The sequence below is a fragment of the Pseudonocardia sp. Ae331_Ps2 genome, from assembly GCF_001932405.1.
Classification (GTDB): Bacteria; Actinomycetota; Actinomycetes; order Mycobacteriales; family Pseudonocardiaceae; genus Pseudonocardia.
In genome coordinates this window covers 2,733,866-2,758,337 of the sequence record NZ_MCIM01000001.1, presented here as the reverse complement: position 1 = coordinate 2,758,337, position 24,472 = coordinate 2,733,866, and the positions used below count along the sequence as shown (strand labels likewise).

The following is a 24,472-nucleotide window of genomic DNA, read 5'->3' as shown; positions in this document are numbered from 1 at the left end:
GTCCGGCGGAATGCTAGGACACGAACTTAGGCTTGCCTGTGCTGCATTCAGGTGGGCTCAGCGCGCCCCTGCGGCGCGGGCCGGTGCGGGGCGTGGCGCAGCCGAGGTCGAACCCGTGCACCCGCGCTGCGGTACCGCCGAGCAGGGCGGCGCGCACGTCGTCGTCGAGCTCGGGAAACCGTCCGCGCAGCTCGTCGGGATAGCGGAAGGTCATAAGGTCGCGGATCAGCCGCGCCGGACGCACCAGCGGGTAGCCGCTCCCGAACATCAGCCGGTCCGGGCCGTAGGCGGCCAGCAGCTCACCGAGCGCCTCCGCGGCCGGCACCCGGTGTCGCCGCAACGCGATCAGCAGGTCGGTGAGCAGCACGTAGACGTTGGGCACGCGGGCCAGCCGGATCAGCGACGCGGTCGGGGCGCAGGCGGCGCCCACCACGAACCGGATCTTGGGCAGGGCCGTGGCCAGCGCGGCGACCTCGGTGACGTCGACGGCCCCGGCCGGCAGCGGCCCCGCGCTGCGCACCCGGACCGGCAGGGCGGACCCGGCGCGGACCGGCTCGGCCCACTCCGGCCACCGGGGCCGCGGAGCCGCCTCCCCCTCGGCGACGACGCCCGCGTGCGCCCAGTCCGGTGCCGCGCGCGACGGTCGCGCGGTCGGTGCGACCCCGATGTGGACCACCCCGGCGCCGGCCTGCTCCGCCCGGATCAGGGTCCGTCGCAGCCACGGTGCCCGCAGGGACAGCGCGGTCTCCGGACGACGGGCCGGCAGCACGGTCAGCGCGCGCAGACCGTCGCGACCGACCCGGGCGCCGATGCCACGGGCACGGGCCCGGTCGGCGGGATCGAGCTCGCCGGCCAGCGCGAGCCGACCGGGGTGCTCGGCGGCGAGCTCGGCGTGCCAGGCAGGCGCGGCGAACCCGAGAACGAACAGGTCCTCGAACCCGGCAGGGACCAGCACCGCGCGGTCCACCGCGGACAGCACGTGCGCAGCCAGTGCCTGCGGCGTGACCAGCTCGAACGCGTCCGCCGACAGCGGCCGCGGCGAGGGGTCGACCATCCGGTGGCGGTGCAGCAGGTCGGCGACGAACTGCTCCCCCGCCGGGCCCGACTGGTTGTGCGGCCTGCCGTCCCAGCCGTGCACCTGGGCGTCGACGACCGCCGGGAGACCACCACGCCCCGGGGGCGCTGGGCAGCACCGGTCCACGACGACCACCTCCACTGTCGCGGAGCGGCCCGGCACGCGCAGCGCGTGCCGGGCCGCTCCCCTGGGTTCCCTGTGACCGGGCTGGCCGGTACCTACCCGACCGACGGGCCGAGCCCCATCGACTGGGGTGTGCTCGAGTCCGGGCTGGGCTGCGGGATGCCCTCGTCGAGCTGGCCGAACTCGGTCATGAGGGCCTTGTTCCAGGGCGTGACCTCCTCGGCCACCAGGGAGTTGGTGGTGAGGATCAGCCCGGCGACCGAGGCGCCGTTCTGCAGGGCGGAGCGCACGACCCGCAGCGGGTCGATGATGCCCATCTCGACCATGTCCCCGTAGCGGCCCTCCAGGGCGTCGAAGCCCTCGTCGACGCCCATGGTCGTGACCTGCTTGACCACCTCGTCGCCGTCGTAGCCCGCGTTGGAGGCGATGAGGTGCACGGGCTCGGTGAGCGCCTGCCGGACGATCTCGACGCCGATCCGGTAGTCCCCGGTCACGTCCAGCTCGTCCAGGGCGGGCTCGGCGTGCAGCAGCGCCGCGCCGCCACCGGCGACGATGCCCTCGGCCACCGCGGCCCGGGTCGCCTGCAGCGAGTCGTCCACGCGATGCCGGATCTCGCGGGCCTCGGCGTTGGTCGGTGCCCCGACCGAGATGATCGCGGCCTTCCCGGACAGCCGGGCGATGCGGTCGGAGAAGAAGTCCTCGTCGGTGCCGATGGTCGCGCGGGCCAGCTCGGCGCGCAGCTGCGACAGCCGGTACTCCAGCTTCTGCTTGTCCCCGCCACCGCCGATGATCGTGGTGCCCTCGCTGGTGACCCGCACCTGCACGGCGCGCCCCAGGTGCTCGACGTCGATCTGCTCGAGCGAGAACGAGGAGCTCTTGGAGTGCACCTGTCCGCCGCAGAGCGCGGCCATGTCCTCCAGCAGGTGGATGCGCTTCTCGCCGAAGCCGGGCGCCTTGATCGCGACGGCCTGGAAGTGCCCGTTGACGTGGTTGTGGACCAGCATCTGCAGGGCGGTGCCCTCGACCGTCTCCGCGACGATGACGAGCGGGCGCCGGTCGTTGCGCATGATCCGGTCCAGCACCGGCATGATCTGCTGGACGTCCTTGATCTTGTGCGCGGTGAAGAGGATGTAGGGGTCGTCGACGATCGCCTCGAGCGTGCCGGGGTTGGTCACCATGTATGGCGAGACGTAGCCGTTGTCGAACTCGAAGTCCTCGACGAAGTCCACCGAGACGCCCGGCAGCGGGGTGTCGTCGACGGTGACGACGCCGTCGTCGCCGACGGTGTGCAGCGCCTTCGCGACGACCCCGCCGATCGTGTAGTCGTCGTTGGCCGAGATGGAGGCGACGCGGGCGTAGTCCTCCTCGGTGCTGACCGGGTGCGACACCGTCTGCAGGCGGTCGACGAGCGCGTTGACCGCGATGTCGATGCCCCGCTTGACCAGCACCGGGTTGCCGCCGCCCTCGATGGCGCTCATGCCCTGCTTGACGATCGCCTGGGCGATGACGGTCGCGGTGGTGGTGCCGTCGCCGACCGTGTCGTTGGTCTTGACCGCCGCTTCCTTGACCAGCTGGGCGCCCATGTTCTCGAAGGGGTCGCGCAGGTGGATCTCGCGGGCGATGGTGACGCCGTCGTTCGTGACCTCGGGCGAGCCCGTGATCTTCTCCAGGATGACGTTGCGGCCCTTGGGGCCCAGCGTGCTCTTGACGGCTTCGGCCAGCTGGTCGACGCCGGCCTGCAGCAGATGACGGCCCTCGGCGCCGAAGCGGAGTTCCTTGGCCATGGTGGGTCCTCCCGGAGAGAGTCGGTCCAGGTGCGCGGGTGTGGATCAACGTGCGCAGCCGAGGCGCCGTCCAGGCGCGCTGCGCGGGTGGAACGCACCGCCCGGGCCGTCGCCGACCGTGGTGGGCCGGGGACGGGTCGTCGTCCCGGGCGGTGCGATCCGGGTGAGGAGCGGGTCCTACACCGGCTTCAGGTCGAAGTCGATGTACTCGGCGGCGTCCTCGGGATTGGCGAACATGATCGTCTTGTCGTCCAGGTGGACCATCCGCCCGTAGTGGGTGGACATGTTCTCCTCGAACTGGGCGGCGTCGAACCAGCCCTCCTCCTGGCCGGCCTCCTCGTCCATCGCCTCGTAGTCGAGCTCGAACTTGCCGGTGCCGTCGACGCGGATCATCGAGGGCAGGTGCTGCACGGTCACGTTGTCCTGACGGTCCAGGACCGTCGCGATGACCGCGCCGATCTGGTTGTTCATCAGCGTGAATCCGCACATGTTCGACGCGGTGCTGTCCTGCTTGAACGGGCTGTCCGTGCTGGTCACTGCTTCAGCTCCTCGGGGACGTCGAGACCGAGATCGCTGCAGATCCCGGCGAACCGGTTCTTGGCGCGGTCGAGGGAGTCCTCGAACGTCGGCGGCTTGGAGTCCGACTGGGACCACATCGGCTGCATCGTCCGGGCGGCCTCCAGCGCCTGCGGCACGTAGGTCCGGAGCCAGCCGCCCATGAGCTCCCGGTTGTGGTCGGCGAACTCGCGGTCCTGGGTGAGCGGCGCGAAGCAGGCGATCGACCAGCGCAGGTCGCGCTGGGCGTAGTCGAACTCGCCGGCACCCATGACCGTCGGGGTCACGTAGTCACCGTTGGTGGCGGCGGACTGCATGACCAGGTTCGACCGGAACAGCTCGCCGACCAGGGGCTCGAACACGCAGTTCGCCGCGAAGATCGCCTCGCCCCAGTCGTCCTGGACCGCGGTGAGGGCCTCGGTCATCCTGCGGGCGCCCTGCCACTCCGGCGCGTTGTCCCACGCGTCGAGGTGGGCGGTGCCGTCGAAACCGTCGATCTCCTCGGACAGCGTCAGGTTGTAGAGCGCGAGGTCCTGGGCGAACCGGATCTTGCGGGTGGAGTTCGCGGCGAGCGCGGTGTTGTGCATGTTCGTCGGCGCGGACCGCTCGTTGGACGCGAAGACGTAGAGGCCGAGGATGTGCTCGATGTGCATCCAGGCGCCGACGTTGCGCTCGACGAAGCGCACCCAGTTCGGGTTCCACAGCTCGAACGCCTTCGCGTTCCGGGCGTTCTCGATGTTCTGGGTGAGCTGGCGGACGACGTTCGCGTTGTACCGGAAGAGGCTCTGCTCCCACTCCTCGTTCGGGTCGCGGAACTCGTGCCAGCCGTGGGCCGGCCAGTTCTTCACGTGCAGGCCGCCGGTGCCGACGCCGCGCTGCGGCTCCGGCTCGTCGACGCCCCAGGCCTTGAGCTTGGTCCAGTGCAGCGGGTAGCCGCCCTCGCCGTTGGCGAAGCCGTAGATCCAGCCCTGGGCGAGGTAGTGCCGCGGGTCCGGCTGGACCTCGACGGTGGTGTCCTCGTACAGCGTCTGCTTGCGCTTGGCGGGCGCGTAGTAGTTGTAGCGGCGCGCGTTCGAGCTCGAGTCGGGGAACTCCCGTGCCCCGGCCTCCGCGTCGGTGAAGACGGGCTTGGGAACGCTGCGCTGCGAACCGGACGACGTGTCCTGCGTGGTGGGGGACTGAGTCATTGCTGTCCGTCCTCGCCTTCTTGCTCACCGGTCGTGGTGAACTTGTCGTAGAAGATGTTGGTCTCACTCACACCCAGCTGGGTCAGCGTCGCGATCGCCGCGTCGACCATCGGCGGGGGACCGCAGACGTAGGCATCCGCTCCCTTCAGATCGGATTCGTTGCGCCTGACCACCTCCGTGATCAGGCCGGTCTCGCCGGCCCAGTCCGCGCCGCCGTCCACGTCGGACAGGGCGGGGACGTACCGGAAGCCGCCCAGCTGGGGCGCCAGTTCGGCGATCTCCTTCTCGAAGCAGAGATCGGCCGCGGTGCGCGCGCCGTAGTAGAAGGTGGCTCGTCGTTCGACCCCGCCCTCGGCCATCGCCCGCAGCAGGCCCAGCACCGGCGCCATCCCGGCGCCACCGCCGACGAAGACGATCGGCGAGCTGCGGTTCTGCCGGAGGGTGAAGGTGCCGAAGGGCGCCTCGACGTCGAGCCGGTCACCGGGGGCGGCCTTCTCGTCGAGCCAGGTCCCGAACAGCCCGCCCGGGTAGACCTTGATGACGAACTCGTAGGTGCCGTCCCGGTTCGGGGTGTTGGCCATGGAGAACGAGCGGCTCTCCTCGGTCCCGGGGCAGACGAGGTCCATGTACTGCCCGGGGAAGAACTTGATCTCCGACGGCTCGACCAGCTTGACGGTCAGGTGCCGCATGTCGTGGGTGACGGCCTCGACCGACACCACCTCGACCACGCCCTTGGTGAGGGGCAGGCCGGAGCGGATGATCTCCTCGTCGTAGTTGGTCAGCTCGATGACCAGGTCCTCGTAGGCGTGTGCCCGGCACAGCAGGGTGTGCCCCTCGTCCTTCTCGTAGTCCGGCAGCGCGAACGTCGAGTAGCTGTCGTACTCGATGTCCTCGCCCTCCAGGACGAAGGACTTGCAGGCCGAGCACTGGCCCTCCTTGCAACCGTGCATGAGCTGGACGCCCTGCTCGGCCGCGGCACGGAGGATGTTCTGGTCCTCGTCGACCTCGATCTCGATGCCGACGGGCTCGAACCGCACGACGTGTTTGTCGCCCACGAGCGCAGACCACCTCTCTTGGCGTGACGAATGGCGTGAGAAAAAAGACCAATCGGACAGACGTGGGCAGGCGTCGCCCCGGGCCCCGCCCGACGGACAGGGGTCCCGGGGTGACCCGGCCGGGGAAGACGACCCCCCGGCCGGGCCGCGGGAAGAGAGCCCCGTCATGGAGTGACGGGAACCCTCTCCCCTCGCCTGACCCGCGCTCAGGCGTCGGTGGGCGCGGGCCGGCCTCCCGGCCCCTGGCGGTTGTAGTCCGCCACGAACGCCTCGCGCTCGGCGTCGCTCATCTCGTTGAGGATGACGTTGGGGCTGGCCAGGTGCGGCATGCGCCGCATGTGGTCCAGCGTCCACATCTTCTTCGGGTCGAGATCGAGGTGCGGCTGAGCGGTCAGCGTCTTGCCGTCGTCACGGACGAAGCCCATGTCCTGGATGACGTCGGCCCAGTTCCAGCCGTGGTAGAGCGTCTCCCACTCGCGGTGACCCACGAGCTTGCCCATGTTCGGGGTCTCGCGACCCTGGTACACGGGCCGGAAGGCCTCGGCGTCGGTCCAGCGGCAGACCTCGTGGCAGTACGTGCGCCACTGGCCGTCCACCTTGTCGACGACCATGTCCTCGCGCACCAGACACGGGACCATGCAGGTCCAGCAGCGGTGCGGGTACACGTAGTCGACGTCCTCGGCCACGATGGCGTGGTGACCGTTCGGCTTGGCGAGGCGGTTGTAGTTCTCCCACCACTTGCCGTACCGGTCGTACCAGCCCGGGTACTTGTACTCGAACCACTCGAAGTCGGTGTCGGTCATGCCGTCGATGCGCCAGTAGTTGGCGCACCAGCCGGTGGCGAAGAACTGCGCGACCTCGTGGACGTAGCCCTTGTTCCAGATCTGGTTCCAGGACTCCTCGACCAGGTCGTGCGGGATCACCAGGCCGTACTTCTCGAGCGGCAGCAGGTAGCTGCGGTAGTAGTCGTCGTAGATCCAGCGGCGCCACATCTCCGCGTAGGACTCACGGTCCTTGCGGCGGTCCTTCGTGCCGTACTCGATGAAGGTGCCGATGGCGGCGTCGACGACGCGGTGGTTGTTCCACCACGCGTAGCGCAGGTCGCGCTCGAGCAGCTGGCGGTTGTCCTCGTCCGACAGCGCCATCAGGAGCGTGGCGTAGCCGTTGGAGATGTGCCGCGACTCGTCGGACTGCACCGAGTGGAACACCGTCGGCAGCAGGTAGTCGCCGTTGGCGGCCGCCTCGGCCGGCATCGCCACGAACAGGGTGTTCGTGAACGCGGTCTCCGCGACGATGGTCAGGTAGATCGACGCGGCGGTGATGGCGTCACCGGTGATGAACCCCTCGGCGAACTGGCGGCCGATCGTGCCGCAGTAGTCCGACTGGAAGTTCCGCAGCGAGTTGTTGAAGCCCGCCGGGTCGATGTAGTTGTTCATGTACAGGCGCTTGAGGTTCTGCTGGATCGTGCTGTGCCGAACCTCGTCGATCATCTGGATCGCCTGGCCGTTGTGCAGCTCCGGGTTCGGAACCACGTGGAACAGCATCGGCATCGAGCGCGCCGCCGAGATCTCCGGCAACGGGATGATCGACAGGAAGAGCTTCTGCCACTCCAGCCAGCGCTCCTGCACCTGCCGGAACATGTTGCCGCGGATGGCACCGTCCTGGGCGCCGTAGACGCGGTGGTCCTTCTCCTCCTCCATCGGGAAGTACGAGCGCAGGACCTGCTTGAGCGGGTCCTTCTTCGCCGCCTTCTTGAAGGTGTAGTCGGTTCCGTACTTCATGTACGGCTCGTGGTACTGCGGCTCCCAGGAAAGCTCCTGGATCTTCTGGTGAGCCTTCGCCAAACTCTGCCGACTCACGTCGTCTCCTCACGGTGGTGGGTTGTGGTCGGATCAGCGGGCGAGCGCGGGTAGCCCGATGTCGTGGTCGAACGCGGAGGTCGGACGACCCGGTGACGTGGGTGGGTGCCGCGGCGCCGGTGCCGTCTGTCCTCCGTGCTGCGAATCACACATGGTCCGGCAGGCATTCGAGGTCTCAATATGAGACTCTTCCGCCCCGCCACCTGTGGTGATCTTGCTCTCACGGCGCGTACCGTCGCCGTGGCCACGGGATCCGGGCAGGTCACCGCTGTCGCACGCGGATCCCCGGTGGTCGTGTCCCGAGCTCGACACTGGCAAGGAGGCCGTGTGTGAGACCCCTGCCCGACGGCGCGCAGGGCGCCACCCGGGCGGGCCGGCCGACGCCGCGCCCGCGACACCCCGGGGACGGATCTGACGTCTCCGCCACCGGCTCGGCGCCCACATCCGTGTCCAGGACCGCCACCAGCACCGCGGCCAAACGGATCGCGGCCGCCCGCGAGGCGTTCCTGCACCACGAGCAGATGCGTGAGGACGCGGTCCGCCCACCGATCCTGGCGTCCTGGATCCGGTCGCGGGACAGCGACGTGGCGCCGGACTCCATCGACCTGCCCGAGGTCGGCCGCGAGACCGACAGCCCGCTGGTACGGGCGGCCACCCCGATCGTCTCCGAGCTGTGCGACCAGTTCGCCACCGAGCCGGTCAGCCTCATCCTCTGCGACTCCGACGGTGTCGTCCTCGACCGCCGGACCGGCGACTCCGCGCTGCGTCAGCACCTGGACCGGGTGTGGCTCGTCCCCGGTTTCTCCTACGCCGAGCAGCACGTCGGCACCAACGGCATCGGCACCGCGCTGGAGGGGAGGCGGCCGACCGAGGTGTTCGGGCACGAGCACTTCGTCGAGCACCTGGAGGACCTGGCCTGCGCCGGCGCCCCGATCCGGCACCCGGTCACCGGCAAGATCCTGGGCGTCATCGATCTGACCTGCTGGCGGACCGAGGCGAACGCGCTGATGGTCGCCACCGCCGCGACGACGGCCCGCCGCATCGAGGAGGCGTTGCTCGCCGCGTCCGGGCGGCACGAGCTGACGCTGCTGCACGACTACCTGACCGCGGTCCAGCGCGGGGGCGACTCCGCGGTGCTCGCCGTCGGCGACGACCTCGTGATGATGAACGACCGCGCCCGCGAGCTCATCGCCCCCGGCGACCAGGCCCCGCTGCTGGCCGGGGCGACCGACGCGCTGCGGGCCGGGCGCAACCGCCAGCTCGTCGTCGACCTGCCGAGCGGGGCGACGGCGCGCGTGCAGTGCCGGCCCAGCTGGAACGAGGCGGGCTCGGCGGGCGGCATCCTGCAGGTGAGCCTGACCCACCGCGAGACCGTCGGCCGCGGCTCCGCGACGCCGACGATCACCACCGCGCTGCCGACCGCCGTCGGCTCGGGGGCGCTGTGGACCAAGTGCGCCCAGGCCGTGGACCGGCACTTCCGCACCAACGAGTGGCTGGTGCTGCAGGGCGAGCCCGGCTCCGGCCGGACCACGCTGGCCCGCGCCACCCACCACCTCCACTCCCCCGCCGGGCACGTCCGCGTGCTCGACGCCGGCGACGTGGGCCCGCGCTGGTTCTCCGAGGTGACCGACGAGCTCGGCGGGGGCGGCGGGACGCTGGTGCTGCGCGAGGTCGACCGGCTGCCCCCGGCCGCCGCGGCGGCGCTCGCCGACGCGCTGGAGCCGCACCGCGAGTCGACCGACCCGGAGCGGGCCTGGGTCGTCGCGACCCGCGGCAGCTCCCGGACGACCGACTCGCCCGAGCTGGCGTCGCTGCTGGACTGCTTCCCGCGCACCATCGAGGTCCCGCCGCTGCGCCACCACGTGGAGGACGTCGCCGAGCTGGTGCCCTACCTGCTCGCCCGGCTGACCCGCGGCGCCGACCTGACCTGTGCGCCGGAGGCCCTGCGGGTGCTCATGCGCCACCGGTGGCCGGGCAACGTCGAGCAGCTCTACCAGGTGCTGCGCAAGGTCGTGAGTCGTCGCCGGACCGGGGTGATCCGGCTGGAGGACCTGCCGCCGGAGACGCGGGTGCTGGCCCGGCGGGTACTGACCCCGCTCGAGTCGATCGAGTGCGACGCCATCGTCGACGCCCTGCTCGACGCCGACGGCAACAAGGCCGAGGCGGCGCGCCGGCTCGGGATGAGCCGGGCGACGATCTACCGCAAGATCCGCGGCTACGGCATCGCGACGCCGGAGGGTGCGGGGATGGCCCGGTAGCGGGGCAGACGGCGGGGCACGGTGAGGTCCGTCCGGGGCTGCGGCAACCCCCGTTCGGCCCCTACCGTCGGTCCATGGCACTACTCCGACGGTTGTTCGTGTTCCCCGACGGCACCCCGGCCCTGCTGCGCGGCGCGGTCGGCGGCCTGACCGTGCTGGTCTCCGGACTCTGGCCGTTCGCACTGCTGCCCGCGGGCACCTCGACCGTGGTGATCGTCGTGGCGGCCGTGCTGTCGGTCCTGGTGCTGTTCGCGGTGGCGACGGCGCTGCTACGGCGGCGGTACCCGGACGCGCCCCGCTGACCCCGGGCTGTTGATCTACGGTCCGTGCCCATGACGGGAACGGACATCACCGCACCGTGGCCGGACTCCGCGTTCCCCGCGGACCCCTATCCGGGTGCTCGGCCGCCGTGCTCGTTCCTGCACGTCGACGGCCGCACCCACCCCCTGGCGGCCGACCCGTCGACGCCCTCGGGATGGCGGGTCGACGGTCGTTGTCTCGACGACGTGCTCGCCGGAGCGAACGCGCCGCCGATGGCCGGGCGGGTACCGCTGCTGGCCTACGGCTCGAACGCCTGCCCGTCGAAGATCTCCTGGATGCGCGAGGCCCGCGGGCTGACCGGGCCGGTCGTCGTGCTGCGGGTGCGCACCGAGGGCATGGCGGCGGTCTGGTCGGCCGGCCGCCGGGTCGTCGACGACCAGCGCCCGGCCACCCTCGCCGCCGTCGGTGGGGCGGTCGAGGAGCACACCGTGTGGCTGGTCGCGCCGGAGCAGTTCGCCGCGCTCGACGCCGTCGAGGGCCGCGACGCCGACCCGCCGCGCTACCGGCTGGCCCGGGTCGCGACCGGGCGGGTCACGCTCGTCGACGCCGCCGGGGTGCTGGACCGGCCGTGGGCCTACCTCGCCCCGGAGGTCCCCACCGGCGACGCCCGCACCGACCGCCGTCCGCTGCACGTCGACGGGGCCCCCGTCCGCTGCGCCGACCTCGCCCAGGCCGGGGCCGTCGCGCTGTCCGGGGCACCCGGCCCGGACGGTCTCGACGCCACGTCCGTCGACGGCGTACCCGTGCCGGAGCAGTGGCCGTCTCGGGTGTTCGTCTACGGCACCCTCATGCCCGGCCGCCGGGCCTTCGGGATGCTGCGCGGGCACGCCTCCGACGTGCTGCCGCAGCCGGTGGTGCTGCCGACTGGCGCGGTCGCCGACACCGGCCGCGGGTACCCCGCGCTGACCCTCGACACCGGCGACGGGGTGCCCGGCTGGGTCGTCGAGCTGGCCGACCCGGAGACCGCGCTGGCCGCGCTCGACGCCTACGAGGGCCCGGACTACGCGCGGTCCCGGGTGGTTCTCGACGACGGCACCGTGTGCTGGGCCTGGGTGTGGACCGCGGCGCGGGACGGCCACGTGCCGCTGCCACACGGCTGGTCCCAGCCCTGACGCCGACCGGGCCCGTCCCCGACGGAGACGGGCCCGGTGTGGACCGGTGCTCCGACTCAGGAAGCGGTCTTCGCGGCCTGCCGTGCGCGGTGCTCGGCGAGCCCGGGGATCTCCCGGCCGGAGATCGACACGCCCTTCGTCTCGATGACGAAGTAGAGCGCGATCATGCCGATCACGCAGGCGCCCATCATGTAGTAGGCCGGGAACAGGACGTCACCGGTGCCCTCGATCGCCGACTCGTTGATCAGCGGCGCGGTGCCGCCGAACGCCGCCGTCGCCACGTTGTAGGAGATCGCCATGCCGGCGAAGCGGACGTGGGTCGGGAACATCGCCGGGAACGTCGCGGAGATCGTCCCGAGCTGGAGCAGGTAGATCAGCCCGAGCACGGTGAACCCGAGGATCGCCAGCGGCACGCTCACCGCCATCAGCATGTACATCGGGATCGCCAGCACGAAGATGCCGACCAGCGAGATCCACCAGCACGGTTTGCGGCCGATCCGGTCCGACAGCGCCCCTGCGAAGGGGATCAGCAGCATCATCACGACCTGGCCGACCACGGCGACCGTGTCGGCGCTCGCCGAGTCCATCGACAGCGTCGTCTGCAGGTAGGTCGGCATGTAGGTCAGCAGCGTGTAGTTGATGACGTTCAGCGCGATGACCAGGCCGAACAGTGCGAGGATCGGCTGCCAGTAGCGGACGAGGAGGTCCTTGAGCGCGCCGGTCGCGGCGGACTCGGACTCGCCGGCGGCCTCCAGGTCACGGAACACCGGGGTGTCCTCGAGCTTGGTCCGGATGTAGAGGCCGATCATCGCCAGCGGCAGGGCGATCATGAACGGGATGCGCCAGCCGTAGTCGAGCATGGCCTGCTCGCCGATCGCGGTCTCCAGGCCGAAGACGACCAGCACCGCGAGCGTGAAGCCGGCCAGGGTGCCGAACTCCAGGAAGCTGCCCCAGAACCCGCGCTTGCGGTCCGGCGCGTACTCCGCCATGAAGGTGGCGGCGCCGCCGTACTCACCGCCGGTGGAGAAGCCCTGGATGATCCGCAGCAGGAACAGCAGCGCCGGCGCGGCCCAGCCGATCGTCGCGTAGGACGGGATGACGCCGATCAGGAACGTCGCGACGCCCATCAGGATGATCGTCATCGACAGGACCTTCTGCCTGCCGATGCGGTCCCCGAGCGGCCCCCACACGAAGCCGCCGAGCGGCCGCAGGATGAAGGAGATCGCGAAGCCCAGCAGCGTTCCCAGGTAGCCCAGTTCGCCCGGGAAGAACGCGTTGGTCAGTTCGACGGTCAGGTAGGCGTAGATGCCGTAGTCGAACCATTCCGTCGCGTTCCCGATCGCCGACGCGGCGACCGCCCTCCGCAGTACGGAGGGCTCCACGTCGTTCTCGCCACTCTGTTGACCAGCATCTGCCGGAACCGATGACATTCGAGGACCCCCACTCACGCAATGCGTAAACCGCTACCGGAAGCGCATTTCGTTACACGATCGACATATCCCAGCACCATTGCGGTGTGCGGAGCCTACAGAGCGGAAAGGGGACCTGCCACCCACGCCCGCTGATCGAGACCGGTGCGCGACCTCCGCTCCGTGTAGCGTCGCCGACGTGCTGGCGATCGACGGCCTCGCCAAGCGGTTCGGCCCTGCCACCGCCCTCGACGAGGTGAGCTTCACGGTCGGTGCGGGCGAGGTGTTCGGCTTCGTCGGCGGCAACGGGGCGGGCAAGACGACGACGATGCGGATCGTGCTCGGCGTCCTCGACGCCGACGCCGGTGCGGTCACCTGGAAGGGCGCGCCACTCGGTCCCGCGGAACGCCGCCGGATCGGGTACCTGCCCGAGGAGCGCGGTCTCTACCCGCGGATGCGGGTCGCCGAGCAGCTCGTCTACCTGGCCCGGCTGCACGGGATGTCACGGTCGGAGGCCCAGGCGGCCACCGAGACCTGGACCGAGCGGGTCGGGCTGGCCGGGCGCCGCGGCGACGAGGTGCAGAAGCTGTCGCTGGGCAACCAGCAACGGGTGCAGCTGTGCGCCGCGCTGGTGCACGACCCCGATCTGCTGGTGCTCGACGAGCCGTTCTCCGGGCTGGACCCGGCGGCCGTCGACACCCTGGGGGCGGTGCTGCGCGAGCGCGCCGCGGCCGGGGTGCCGGTGGTGTTCTCCTCCCACCAGCTGGAGCTGGTGGAGCGGCTCTGCGACCGGGTGGGCATCATCTCGGCGGGCCGGATGGTGGCGGTCGGCACGGTCGACGGGCTGCGCGCCGGTGCCGCGGACCGCTACGACGTCACCGGCCCGCCACCGGGCTGGACCGACGACCTCCCCGGGGTGCGGGTCCTCGACGTCGACGGTGCCCGCACCCGCGTCGAGCTGGCGCCGGGCACCGACGACCAGGTGCTGCTGGCCGCGGCGCTGGCCGCCGGGCCGGTGCACGCGTTCGGTCCGTACCGGCCGCCGCTGACCGAGCTGTACCGCGACGCCGTGCGCGACCGCGCCGTCCCGGCGGACCCCGCCCTTCCCACGGACGGCGCCCTCCCCACCGACCGCGCCCTCCCCACGGAGCGCGCCCTCCTGACGGACCGCGCCCGATGAAGACTGTGCTGCTCGTCGCGCGGCGCGAGATCACCACCCAGCTGCGGTCGCGGACGTTCGTCGTCGGGATCCTGCTGATGCTGCTGGTCTTCGGCGGCTACGGCGCGGTGATCGTGTTCGCCGGGACGCAGGGCTCGTCGTCGTCGCTGGTGCTGGACGGGCCGGCCCGCGAGCTGCGCGGCGAGCTGCAGGGCACCGCGGACCGGCTGGGCACCACGCTGCGCGTGACCGAGGCCGGGAACCGGGACACCGCGGAGTCGATGGTCCGCACCGGCGAGGCCGACGCGATGCTCACCGGGGCACCGGGGACCTACCAGCTCGTGGGCCTCGACGACGTCGCTCCCGGGCTGCGGTCGCTGGTCGCCGACGTGGTGGAGCAGCAGGCCGTGCGCGAGTCGCTGCTCGCCGCGGGCGCCGACCCGGACCGGGTGAGCACACTGTCCGGGGTCGGGGTGCGCACACTCGAACCGGTCGACACCGAGCTCGGGCAGCGGATCGGCACGGCGTTCGTGACGACGTTCCTGCTGTTCTTCTCGGTGACCGCCTACGGCGCGGCCGTCGCGCAGGGGGTGGTCGAGGAGAAGGCCGGGCGCGTGGTCGAGCTGCTGCTCGCGACCGTCCCGGCGCGGCAGCTGCTCGCGGGGAAGGTGCTCGGGCTCGGCCTGGTCGGGCTGCTGCAGCTGCTGATCCTCGGCGGGGTGGGCGCGGCCGTCGCGGTGGGCACCGGCGTGCTCGCGGTCCCGGCGCTGCTGCTGCCCACGCTGGTGTCCGCGCTGGCCTGGTACCTCGTGGGGTTCTTCCTGTTCGCGACGCTCTACGCGGCGGCGGGCGCGCTGGTGTCCCGGCAGGAGGAGCTCCAGTCGGTGACCGCGCCGATCGCCATCGTGCTGCTCGTGCCGTTCCTGCTCGCCGTCGCCGTGCTGCCCGTGGACCCGCGCAACCCCGTCACCACGGTGCTGTCGTTCGTGCCGTACCTGTCGCAGACGCTCATGCCCGCGCGCACCGCGCTCGGCGTCACCGCGTGGTGGGAGCCGGTGCTCGCCTATCTGCTGGCGCTGGCCGCCCTCGCCGGGATGGTGCTGCTGTCGGCACGGGTGTACCGCAACTCGGTGCTGCGCACCGGGGCGCGGGTCCGCTGGCGGGACGCGCTCAGGGCCGGGCGGCCTTGACCTGGTCGTAGCGGGCGAGCGCGTCCTGACGCTCGGCCTTGTGGTCGACCATCGGCTCCGGATAGCCCTCCGGGATGCCGCCGGGCAGCTTCCACGGCTGGTGCACGACCTTGCCCCCGACCTCGGCGAGCTCGGGCACCCAGCGGCGCACGTAGTCCCCGTCGGGGTCGAACCGCTCGCCCTGGGTGATGGGGTTGAAGATCCGGAAGTACGGCGACGCGTCCGTCCCCGACCCGGCCGTCCACTGCCACCCGTGCTGGTTGGAGGCCAGGTCGCCGTCGACGAGCAGCGCCATGAAGTGCCGCGCGCCGCGCCACCACGGAAGGTGCAGGTCCTTGACCAGGAACGACGCGACGATCATCCGCACTCGGTTGTGCATCCACGCCTCGCCCCGCAGCTGGCGCATCCCGGCGTCGACGATCGGGAAGCCCGTCCGGCCCTCGCACCAGCGCTCGAAGTCGGCGTCGGCGGCCTTCCCGGTGCGCAGCGGCAGGTGGTCGAAGGCCTTGTCATAGTTCTCGCGCGCGGAGTCCGGCCGCCGGTACAGCACGTCGGCGTAGAACTCCCGCCAGGCGATCTCGGTGCGGTAGGTCTTCACCGAGTCCCCCTTCTGCTTCGCCAGGTCCGCGAGCAGCGTGCGCGGGTGGACGCAGCCGTACTTGAGGTACGGCGACATGCCCGAGGTGCCGCGCTCGGCGGGCAGGTCGCGGGCGGACCCGTAGTCCGCCACGCCCTCGTCGAGGAAGTCCGCCCAGCGGGCCCGCGCCGCGGACTCCCCCGCCTCGGGCAGCTCGGCCTCGACCGGCTGGTCGTCGGGGATCTGCACCGCGCGGGGTCCACCGTTCTTGTCGGCGGGGTCCATCCACCTGCACGTCGACGCGTCGGTCCCGGCCGGGGCGCGCCAGCCGTGGTCGGCCCACGCTCGGCTGAACGGGGTGAACACCTTGAACGGCCCGCCGGTGCCCTTCTCCACCCGGCCGGGCGCGACGGCGTAGGGCGAGCCGGTCCGGACGAGCTCGACGCCGTCCTCGGCGAGTGCCTTCTCGACCTGCTCGTCGCGCTCGCGGCCGTAGGGGCCGTAGTCCGCGGCGACGTGCACGGTCTGGGCGCCGACCGCCGTCGCGATCCGCGGGACGACGTCCGCCGGGTCCCCCTTCACCACGAGCAGCTTCCCGCCCAGGGCCTCGTCGAGCTCGCGCAGGCAGCCGTAGAGGAAGTTCGCCCGCGCGGCGCCGGAGGGTGCCAACAGCGCCGGGTCCAGCACGAACAGCGCGAGCGCGCGGTCGGCGGCGTCGGCCGCGGCGAGGAAGGTGGGCTGGTCGGCGACCCGGAGGTCTCGTCGGAACCAGACGACGGCAGTGCTGGGCGCCATGCCGGTCGACGCTAGCGCCGCCACGTCCCACCCGCCCGCCGAGCCGCGCCCCCTCCCCCGGTCGCGCTCCCGCCCCCGGAACGCACGAGCGGGCCGTCCGTACGACGAGGTCGTACGAGCGGCCCGCTCGTGCAGAGAGGCCGGTGCGGTGGTGCTACGTGGTCAGCGCTGGCCGACCGGGACGTAGAGACGCTCCGCGGAACCGGTGTAGAGCTGGCGCGGACGCCCGATCTTGTTCTGCGGGTCGTTCATCATCTCGCGCCAGTGCGCGATCCAGCCCGGGAGCCGGCCGAGCGCGAACAGCACGGTGAACATCTTCACCGGGAAGCCCATCGCCCGGTAGATGACGCCGGTGTAGAAGTCGACGTTCGGGTAGAGCTTGCGCTCGACGAAGTAGTCGTCGGCCAGCGCCTTCTCCTCGAGCGTCATCGCGATGTCGAGCAGCGGGTCGTTGACGCCGAGCTTCTTGAGGATCGTCTCGGCCTGCTCCTTGACGATCTTCGCGCGCGGGTCGTAGTTCTTGTAGACCCGGTGCCCGAAGCCCATCAGCTTCGCGCCCTGCTCCTTGTTCTTGACCCGGCTGACGAAGTCGTCGACGTTGCCGCCCTCGACGTCCTTGATGCGGGTCAGCATCTCCAGGACCGCCTGGTTGGCGCCGCCGTGCAGCGGGCCGAACAGCGCGTTCACGCCGGCGGAGATGGAGGCGAACAGGTTGGCCTGGCTGGAACCGACGAGACGCACCGTCGAGGTCGAGCAGTTCTGCTCGTGGTCGGCGTGCAGGATCAGCAGCGTGTCGAGCGCGCGGACCATGTCCGGGTCCAGCTCGTAGGGCTCGGCGGGGAACCCGAAGGTCATCCGCAGGAAGTTCTCGACGAGGCCGAGGGAGTTGTCCGGGTACAGGAACGGCTGCCCGACGGACTTCTTGTAGGCGTAGGCGGCGATCGTGAAGACCTTCGCCATGAGCCGGACGGTGGAGAGCTCGACGGCCTCCTCGTCGTGCGGGTCCAGCGAGTCCTGGTAGAAGGTCGACAGCGCGCTGACCGCGGACGACAGCACCGGCATCGGGTGCGCGTCCCGCGGGAAGCCCTCGAAGAAGCGCTTCAGGTCCTCGTGCAGCAGGGTGTGCCGGCTGATCCGGGTGGTGAAGGCGTCGAGCTGCTGCTGGCTCGGCAGCTCGCCGTAGATCAGCAGGTAGCTGACCTCGAGGAACGTGGAGTTCCCTGCCAGCTGGTCGATCGGGTAGCCGCGGTAGCGCAGGATGCCGGCGTCACCGTCGATGTAGGTGATCGCCGAGGAGCAGGCCGCGGTGCTGGTGAAGCCCGGGTCGAAGGTGACCAGGCCGGTCTTGCCGAGCAGCTTGCTGACGTCGACGGCCTGCGACCCCTCCGTCGGGGTGTGCACCGCGGTCTCGAACTCGCCGCCCGAATACCGGAGTACGGCGGTGTCGGACTTGGCGGCGGTCTCGTCGGACATGTGGAGGTTCCCTCTCACAGCGGGGATCAATCGGGTCTCGGGCACACGCTAGCCCGCCGGGGCGAATCCGCAGAACGCGGCGACGATTCTCACCCTCCGTCGCGGGGCGCGCGGTAGCGGAGGAACTCCGGGAAGCGCCAGACGCACAGCAGCACGCCCACGATCACCGCGGCGCCGCCGAGCGTCGCGGTGACACCGGGCCCGATCAACGACGCCGCCGAGCCGTGCCACATGTCGGCCAGCCGGGGCCCGCCCGCGACGACGACGATGAACACGCCCTGCATCCGGCCGCGCATCTCGTCGGTCGCGACGGTCTGCAGCATCGAGGACCGGTAGACCGAGCTGACCAGGTCGCCGGCGCCGGCGACGGCCAGCGCGAGCACCGCGAGGAACAACGACCCGGTCAGACCGAACACCAGGACCCCACCGCCCCAGACGCACACCGCGACCACGACCGCGACGCCTTGGCGCTGCACCTTCTGCAACCAGCCCGACAGCACGCCGCCGGCAACCATCCCGATCGGGATCGCCGCGTACAGCAGGCCCTGCTGGACACCCCCGTCGGCCGTACCGCCGAAGGTGTCCACCGCCATCTGCGGGAACAGCACCCGGGGCATGCCCAGCCCCATCGCGATCACGTCGACCAGGAACGAGACGAGCAGGATGCGCTGGGTACCGACGTAGCGGAAGCCGTCGACGACCGCGCGCAGCCCCACCTTCGGACGCTCACCGTCCACCCGCTGCGCGGAGCTCGGCAGCGCGGGCAGCCGCCAGGTCGCCCACAGCGTCGCCAGCAGGAAGATCGCGTCGACCAGGTAGAGGGTCGACAGCCCGATGAACGGGATCAGCACCCCGGCCAGGAGCGGCCCGAGCACCGCGCCGACCTGCACGACGGTCATGTTCAGCGCGTTCGCGGCGGGCAGCTGCTCGGCGGGCAGCAGCCGCGGGATGACCGCGCTGCGGGTGGGCTGGTTCATCGCGAGCATCGCCGACTGGAACGCGAACAGCACCAGCACGACCCACACGTTCCCGGCCCCGCTGGCCGAGACCACCCACAGCGCCAGCGAGCTCAGCGCGATGCCGGACCCGGTGAACAGCAGCATGACCCGCCGGTCGACGGCGTCGGCGATCGCGCCACCCCACAGCCCGAACACCACCAGCGGGACCAGGCCGAACAGACCGGTCAGCCCGACGTAGGCCGACGACCCGGTCAGCTGGAAGATCTGGATCGGCACGGCGACGACCGACAGCTGGGCGCCGATCACCGTCACGATCCCGGCCGCCCACAGCCGCCGGTAGGCGGGCGTGCGCAGCGGGGTGGTGTCGGCGAAGGTCGACCGCAGCAGCCCGGTCAGCCGCGACGCGCGGGTGCGGACCGTCGGCCCCTCGTCCGCGGGCGAGGGGACGGGGCGGGTCGGGGTGTCCCGTTCGGCGCCCGGCACCGGCTGCGTCGGCCCCTCACCGGGATCGTTGCGCGTGCTCACGATGTCAAGGTGTACACGGACGCCCCGACATCACGCCTCCGGGTTGCCCCTAGGGGGCGAGCCGGCGCACCGACCAGGAGTCGTCGCGGCCGACCTCGAACCGCAGCCGGTCGTGCATCCGGTCGGCGCGGCCCTGCCAGAACTCGACCTGCCACGGCACGATCCGCCAGCCACCCCAGTGCGGCGGTCGCGGGATCTCCTCGACGCCCTCGAAGCGCCGGGTGACCCCGGCGAGCGCCTGGTCGAGGACCGTGCGCCCGGCGACGATCGTCGACTGCGCCGACGCCCACGCCCCCAGCTGTGACCCGCGCGGGCGCAGCGCCCAGTAGGCGTCGGACTGGGCCTCGGAGCAGCGCTCGACGCGACCGGAGAGCTGCACCTGACGCTGGAGGTCGTACCAGGGGAAGGTGACCGAGGCGACGCGCGTGCGATTGAGGTCGTGGCTCTTGGCGGAGGTGTAGTTCGTGTAGAACACGATGCCGCCGGCGTCGAGGCCCTTGCACAGGACGGTGCGCGACGACGGCAGCCCGTCCGGATCCGAAGTCGCCAGCACCATCGCGTTCGGCTCGGTCAGCCCGGCCTCACGGGCCTGCTCCAGCCACGCGGTGAGCTGTTCGTACCAGGTCGGAGCCAGGTCGTCGACGTCGAGCGGTCGGCTCGCGTAGTCGATCCGCATCCTCTCCAGCGCGGGTGCGTCCGTCATCGGTTCCCCTCACTCACGGTCGGTGCCGCCGACGACCGTAGGCACGCGCCCGCCTCCCGCGCACCCGCCGTTCGGTCCCCGACCGCCCGGATCACCCGTTGACGTCGTTGCATCCCGCAATCAATAGTCGATCCGTACCCACCCGATCGGGGGGATGGTGGGTACGTACGACGACCCCCGCTCGGATGACGAGAGGGAAGACGATGCGTGTGACGAGGATGTTCGCGCCGGTCGCGACGGCGCTGGCCGTACTGCTCACCGGGGCCGTGGCGCTCGCGCCGGTGGCGGCGCCGTCGGCGGCGGGGACGGGGACGGTGGCTGCGGCAGCGGCGGCGCCGGAGCGGGAGGTGACCGCGACGGTGCGCACGGTGTCGTGCGGCAAGATCGACCGGGCCGCCTACGCGCCGATCGGTGGAAAGTGGAGCCGCACCTACAACGGCAGCTGCGGACACATCGCCCGGCAGAGCAAGCCGTACATCACGGTGTCCTGGGAGGTCCCGAACTTCTCCTCCGGCCAGGCCTGCGTCAAGGCCCGCGGGTTCCGGTGGAGCGACGGCAAGGAGTACTGGGTGTCACTCGGCTGCGGCAAGAGCGGTCACGGGACGGTGCACTGGGGCAAGGCGGGGACCCAGATCATCGCCACCACCGCGGTCAAGGCGCTGAGCCAGAACATCGTCACCGGGGTCCCCGTCTACTTCACCGACTGACCGCGGCGCGCGGACCGTGTGCGGGGCGTCCCGCCGTCCCGCACACGGCCACCGTTCACGCACGGGTGTCCGGTTCGTGATCGACACCACCGGCCGGTCGCGTTGCCCCGCCCCGGCCGTTCGGAGCAGGGTGGCGACGACCATCCGAGCCGAAGGAGACCCGGTGACCGAGACGCTCGCGCACGAGGTGCCCCCGCCGCCCCCCGGATTCAGGTCCGGGCTGGAGGGCCACGTCGCGTTCCGCACCGAGATCGCCGAGCCCGACAAGGACGGCGGCTCACTGCGCTACCGCGGCGTCGACCTGGAGGACCTCGCCGGCACGGTGACCTTCGGCGACGTCTGGGCGCTGCTGGTCGACGGCCGCTTCGGGCAGAGCCTGCCGCCGGCGGAGCCGTTCCCGATCCCGGTGCACACCGGTGACGTGCGGGTCGACGTGCAGGCCGCACTGGCGATGCTCGCCCCGTACTGGGGCTACCGTCCGCTGCTCGACATCGACGACGCCGAGGCCCGCGACAACCTGGCCCGCGCCTCGGTGATGGCGCTGTCCTACGTCGCCCAGTCCGCCCGCGGCATCGGCGTGCCCGCGGTGCCGCAGTCGCGCATCGACGAGTGCTCCACGATCACCGAGCGCTTCATGACCCGCTGGCGCGGCGAGCCCGACCCGCGCCACGTCGCCGCCGTCGACGCCTACTGGGTGTCCGCCGCCGAGCACGGCATGAACGCCTCGACCTTCACCGCCCGGGTGATCGCCTCCACCGGTGCCGACGCCGCCGCGTCGCTGTCCGGCGCGATCGGCGCCATGTCCGGCCCGCTGCACGGCGGCGCCCCGGCCCGGGTGCTCCCGATGATCGACGAGGTCGAGCGCACCGGCGACGCCCGGGCGCTGGTCACGGGCCTGCTGGACCGCAAGGAGAAGCTCATGGGCTTCGGGCACCGGGTCTACCGGGCCGAGGACCCGCGGGCCCGCATGCTGCGCCGCACCTGCCAGGAGCTGAACGCCCCGCGCTACGAGGTGGCCGCCGAGCTGGAGCGCACCGCGCTGGCGATCCTGCGCGAGCGACGCCCGGACCGCCCGATCGAGACCAACGTCGAGTTCTGGGCGGCGGTGATCCTCGACTTCGCCGAGGTCCCGCCGCACATGATGCCCGCGATGTTCACCTCCGCCCGCACCGCCGGCTGGTCGGCGCACGTCATGGAGCAGAAGCGCGAGGGCAAGCTCGTGCGCCCGAGCGCGCAGTACATCGGCCCGGGCCCGCGCAGGCCGCAGGACGTCGACGGCTGGGACTCGGTCTCCGCCCGCTGATCCCCCTTCCCCGGGGGAACTCCCGTGGCCGAGCGCGCTACGGCTGTTCCCCCGGTGGGGGGCCGACCACCCCGGAGCGGCGGCCCCGCTGGTCGTGGTGCAGCAGCGCCGGCGCGGCGACCGAGACCGGGAGCACCAGGCCCAGCAGCAGGACGTAGGCCACCCCGGCGACGGCCAGCCCGAGCGTCGGGCTCACCGTGAACATCAGGGCGAAGGTCACCGCGAACACCGGGATCATCACCACGATCGCGGCCGCCGCCACGGTCAGCCCGACCAGCATCAGCACGCCGAAGCAGCGCCACCAGGCACCACGGACCAGCTCGACCGACCGCCACAGCGCGTCCCGCGCACCGAGGCCCTCGGCGACGACCGCGGGCGACGCCAGGGACAGCAGGATCGCGATCCAGGTCTGCGCGGCGTAGAACACGACGACGAGGAGCAGCCCGGCCACCGCGGCCACCCCGCCCGCACGCCACAGCGGCAGCGCGACGAAGGCGCCGACCGCGATCGGGACGAGCCCGATCACCAGCTGCGCCAGCTGGACGCCGTAGAGGGCGGGCAGCCGGGGGCGGCCCTGTGCCCAGGCCGCGGCGATCCCGGTCCGCGAGCCGTACACCGCCGAGGTCACCGCCGGGAGGACCGCGGCGAGCACGAGCGGCGCCACGGCGGCCGCGACGAGCCCGAAGGGCAGGCCGGACAGCGTCGCCTCCAGGAAGGTCCCGACCAGGTCGAACGGGTTCGCCGGCTGCAGTGCACCGACCGGCTGCAGCAGCCACAGCGTCCCGAGCACGACGACGGCGTAGAGCAGGCCGGGCAGGACCGTCCACGGGGTCCGGCGCAGGAACCGCCACACCCCGCCCACGATCTCCCCCGCGTCCAACGGTCGCAGCGGCACGATCCCCGGCTGCGGCGGCACGGGCTCCCCCGGGCCGGGATGGTTCTCGGTCACGACTCGCCCCTCTCGTCGACTCCCCGTGTCGTACCGGACACAGGGCACGTCGGCGGCGGATCGGGACGATCGTGAGCAGATGGTGATCAGCCCGCGGGCGACGGCACGGGGGCCCGGTGGCGCCGGATCGCCAGCGACAGCCCGGCCGCGACGACGCAGAGGACGGCGCCGCCGTACCAGGCCGTGTCGTAGCTGCCCAGGGCGTCGCGGACCAGACCCGCGACGAGCGCGGCGAACGCCGCCCCGATCTGGTGCGAGGCGAAGATCCAGCCGAACACCACCGCCGAGCGGGCGCCGAAGGCCTCGCGGGCCAGCGCCATCGTCGGCGGGACGGTCGCGACCCAGTCCAGGCCGTAGAACACGACGAACGCGAGCATGCTGGCGTTCAGGTCGGTCCCGAACAGCGGCGGGAGCAGGAACAGCGACAGCCCGCGCAGCGCGTAGTAGGCGCCCAGCAGCAGCCGCGGGTCGATCCGGTCGGTCAGCCAGCCGGAGAAGATCGTCCCGAGCAGGTCGAAGATGCCGACCAGGGCGAGCAGGGAGGCCGCCGTCGTCGCGGGCATGCCGTGGTCGTGCGCGGCCGGGACGAAGTGGGACTGGACCAGCCCCGCCGTCGTCGCGCCGCAGATGAAGAACCCGCCGACGAGCAGCCAGAACGTGCCGGTGCGCGCGGCGTCGGCCAGCGCCCGCACCGCCAGCCGCGCGGCGCCCGTGCGCTGCGGCGCGACGACGTCGGCCTCGGTGCCGCCGTAGGGCAGGACCCCGACGTCGGCGGGCCGGTCCTTCAGGAACAGCCACACCACCGGCACCACGGCCAGTGCCGCGCCTGCGGTGATCAACGCCGCGGGCCGCCACCCGCCCGACTCGACGACGGCCGCGACCAGGGGCAGGAACACCAGCTGCCCGGTGGCGGTGGCGGCGGTGAGGACCCCGGAGACGAGGCCGCGGCGGGCGACGAACCAGCGGTTCACCACGGTCGCGACCAGCGCCATCGCCATCGAGCCGGTGCCCAGCCCGACGACGACGCCCCACAGCAGCACCAGCTGCCAGACCGCCGTCATGAACACGGTCGTGCCGGCACCGACCGCGACCATGACCAGCGCGGTCGCGACCACGCGGCGCACGCCGAAGCGCTCCATCAGCGCCGCCGCGAACGGCGCGGTCACCCCGAACAGGGCGAGGTTCACCGCGAGCGCGAAGGAGATGGACCCGATGCCCCAGCCGAACTCGGCGTGCAGCGGCTCGACCAGCACCCCGGGGGTGGACCGGAACCCGGCCGCGCCGAGCAGGGCGAGGAACGTCGCCCCCGCCGCCCACCAGGCCGGGTGCACCCGGCGTGCTCGTGTGTCCGCCGTCGTGGGCGCCGTCGTCATGGGGGTCATCGTGCGGGGGCG

The 24,472-nt window shown here is 71.9% G+C and carries 20 protein-coding genes; 7 read left to right on the top strand and 13 right to left on the bottom strand.

The window, feature by feature from the left end:
- Positions 1–13: 13 nt before the first annotated feature.
- The 6 genes from Ae331Ps2_RS13200 to Ae331Ps2_RS13175 all read right to left on the bottom strand — a co-directional run bounded on the left by Ae331Ps2_RS13200 (position 14) and on the right by Ae331Ps2_RS13175 (position 7,623).
- Positions 14–1,201: an amidohydrolase family protein gene (locus Ae331Ps2_RS13200; RefSeq protein WP_139318839.1), complete on the bottom strand. Its 1,188-nt coding sequence runs from the start codon at positions 1,199–1,201 to the stop codon at positions 14–16.
- 92 nt (positions 1,202–1,293) lie between these two features.
- Positions 1,294–2,982, bottom strand: a complete 1,689-nt coding sequence (gene groL / locus Ae331Ps2_RS13195) for a chaperonin GroEL (protein ID WP_060713448.1) — start codon at positions 2,980–2,982, stop codon at positions 1,294–1,296.
- A gap of 177 nt (positions 2,983–3,159) precedes the next feature.
- Complete coding sequence (gene mimD, locus Ae331Ps2_RS13190) at positions 3,160–3,519, bottom strand: propane 2-monooxygenase effector subunit MimD (RefSeq protein ID WP_020622163.1); 360 nt, start codon at positions 3,517–3,519, stop codon at positions 3,160–3,162.
- Positions 3,516–4,724, bottom strand: coding sequence for a toluene hydroxylase (locus Ae331Ps2_RS13185; protein ID WP_020622162.1), 1,209 nt, complete (start codon positions 4,722–4,724; stop codon positions 3,516–3,518). The genes mimD and Ae331Ps2_RS13185 overlap by 4 nt, the downstream gene beginning before the upstream one ends.
- On the bottom strand, positions 4,721–5,779 hold the full coding sequence (locus Ae331Ps2_RS13180; RefSeq protein WP_020622161.1) for a 2Fe-2S iron-sulfur cluster binding domain-containing protein: 1,059 nt from the start codon (positions 5,777–5,779) through the stop codon (positions 4,721–4,723). The genes Ae331Ps2_RS13185 and Ae331Ps2_RS13180 overlap by 4 nt, the downstream gene beginning before the upstream one ends.
- Positions 5,780–5,985: 206 nt before the next feature.
- Entirely contained in the window at positions 5,986–7,623 is a 1,638-nt protein-coding gene (locus Ae331Ps2_RS13175; RefSeq protein ID WP_043276429.1) for a methane monooxygenase, read from the bottom strand.
- Positions 7,624–8,084: 461 nt separating this feature from the next.
- On the opposite strand from Ae331Ps2_RS13175, the gene Ae331Ps2_RS13170 reads away from it, so the two are divergent.
- From Ae331Ps2_RS13170 to Ae331Ps2_RS13160, 3 genes are all read left to right on the top strand, one after another.
- Positions 8,085–9,896: a sigma-54-dependent Fis family transcriptional regulator gene (locus Ae331Ps2_RS13170; protein ID WP_075308622.1), complete on the top strand. Its 1,812-nt coding sequence runs from the start codon at positions 8,085–8,087 to the stop codon at positions 9,894–9,896.
- 74 nt (positions 9,897–9,970) lie between these two features.
- Entirely contained in the window at positions 9,971–10,198 is a 228-nt protein-coding gene (locus tag Ae331Ps2_RS13165) for a hypothetical protein (RefSeq protein ID WP_139318840.1), read from the top strand.
- A 30-nt stretch (positions 10,199–10,228) separates the two neighbouring features.
- On the top strand, positions 10,229–11,329 hold the full coding sequence (locus tag Ae331Ps2_RS13160; protein WP_083695531.1) for a gamma-glutamylcyclotransferase: 1,101 nt from the start codon (positions 10,229–10,231) through the stop codon (positions 11,327–11,329).
- A gap of 56 nt (positions 11,330–11,385) precedes the next feature.
- Here the strand turns inward: Ae331Ps2_RS13160 and Ae331Ps2_RS13155 are convergent, their stop codons facing one another.
- A complete protein-coding gene (locus tag Ae331Ps2_RS13155; protein ID WP_233147404.1) occupies positions 11,386–12,711 on the bottom strand; it encodes an MFS transporter in 1,326 nt (441 codons plus the stop codon).
- A 226-nt stretch (positions 12,712–12,937) separates the two neighbouring features.
- On the opposite strand from Ae331Ps2_RS13155, the gene Ae331Ps2_RS13150 reads away from it, so the two are divergent.
- Complete coding sequence (locus Ae331Ps2_RS13150; protein WP_083695529.1) at positions 12,938–13,918, top strand: ABC transporter ATP-binding protein; 981 nt, start codon at positions 12,938–12,940, stop codon at positions 13,916–13,918.
- Positions 13,915–15,087, top strand: coding sequence for an ABC transporter permease (locus Ae331Ps2_RS13145; RefSeq protein WP_075308628.1), 1,173 nt, complete (start codon positions 13,915–13,917; stop codon positions 15,085–15,087). The genes Ae331Ps2_RS13150 and Ae331Ps2_RS13145 overlap by 4 nt, the downstream gene beginning before the upstream one ends.
- Here the strand turns inward: Ae331Ps2_RS13145 and Ae331Ps2_RS13140 are convergent.
- The 4 genes from Ae331Ps2_RS13140 to pdxH form a co-directional block, all read right to left on the bottom strand.
- Positions 15,068–16,459: a deoxyribodipyrimidine photo-lyase gene (locus Ae331Ps2_RS13140; protein ID WP_075308630.1), complete on the bottom strand. Its 1,392-nt coding sequence runs from the start codon at positions 16,457–16,459 to the stop codon at positions 15,068–15,070. The genes Ae331Ps2_RS13145 and Ae331Ps2_RS13140 overlap by 20 nt on opposite strands.
- A gap of 162 nt (positions 16,460–16,621) precedes the next feature.
- The gene (locus tag Ae331Ps2_RS13135) at positions 16,622–17,932 is read right to left on the bottom strand and encodes a citrate synthase (RefSeq protein WP_060713456.1); all 1,311 of its coding nucleotides are present in this window, start codon (positions 17,930–17,932) and stop codon (positions 16,622–16,624) included.
- 89 nt (positions 17,933–18,021) lie between these two features.
- Positions 18,022–19,416 (bottom strand): MFS transporter, encoded by a 1,395-nt coding sequence (locus tag Ae331Ps2_RS13130; protein ID WP_233147403.1) that lies wholly within the window; start codon positions 19,414–19,416, stop codon positions 18,022–18,024.
- A 49-nt stretch (positions 19,417–19,465) separates the two neighbouring features.
- On the bottom strand, positions 19,466–20,119 hold the full coding sequence (pdxH, locus tag Ae331Ps2_RS13125) for a pyridoxamine 5'-phosphate oxidase (protein ID WP_020626955.1): 654 nt from the start codon (positions 20,117–20,119) through the stop codon (positions 19,466–19,468).
- A 203-nt stretch (positions 20,120–20,322) separates the two neighbouring features.
- On the opposite strand from pdxH, the gene Ae331Ps2_RS13120 reads away from it, so the two are divergent.
- Together Ae331Ps2_RS13120 and Ae331Ps2_RS13115 are read left to right on the top strand one after the other, a co-directional pair.
- Positions 20,323–20,826 (top strand): hypothetical protein, encoded by a 504-nt coding sequence (locus Ae331Ps2_RS13120; RefSeq protein ID WP_139318841.1) that lies wholly within the window; start codon positions 20,323–20,325, stop codon positions 20,824–20,826.
- A 163-nt stretch (positions 20,827–20,989) separates the two neighbouring features.
- Positions 20,990–22,129, top strand: coding sequence for a citrate synthase 2 (locus Ae331Ps2_RS13115; protein WP_075308632.1), 1,140 nt, complete (start codon positions 20,990–20,992; stop codon positions 22,127–22,129).
- A gap of 37 nt (positions 22,130–22,166) precedes the next feature.
- Here Ae331Ps2_RS13115 and Ae331Ps2_RS13110 read toward each other — a convergent pair whose 3' ends face one another.
- Positions 22,167–23,078: a hypothetical protein gene (locus tag Ae331Ps2_RS13110; protein WP_020626952.1), complete on the bottom strand. Its 912-nt coding sequence runs from the start codon at positions 23,076–23,078 to the stop codon at positions 22,167–22,169.
- Between the two features lie 86 nt (positions 23,079–23,164).
- A complete protein-coding gene (locus tag Ae331Ps2_RS13105) occupies positions 23,165–24,451 on the bottom strand; it encodes an MFS transporter (protein ID WP_075308634.1) in 1,287 nt (428 codons plus the stop codon).
- Positions 24,452–24,472 lie beyond the last annotated feature (21 nt).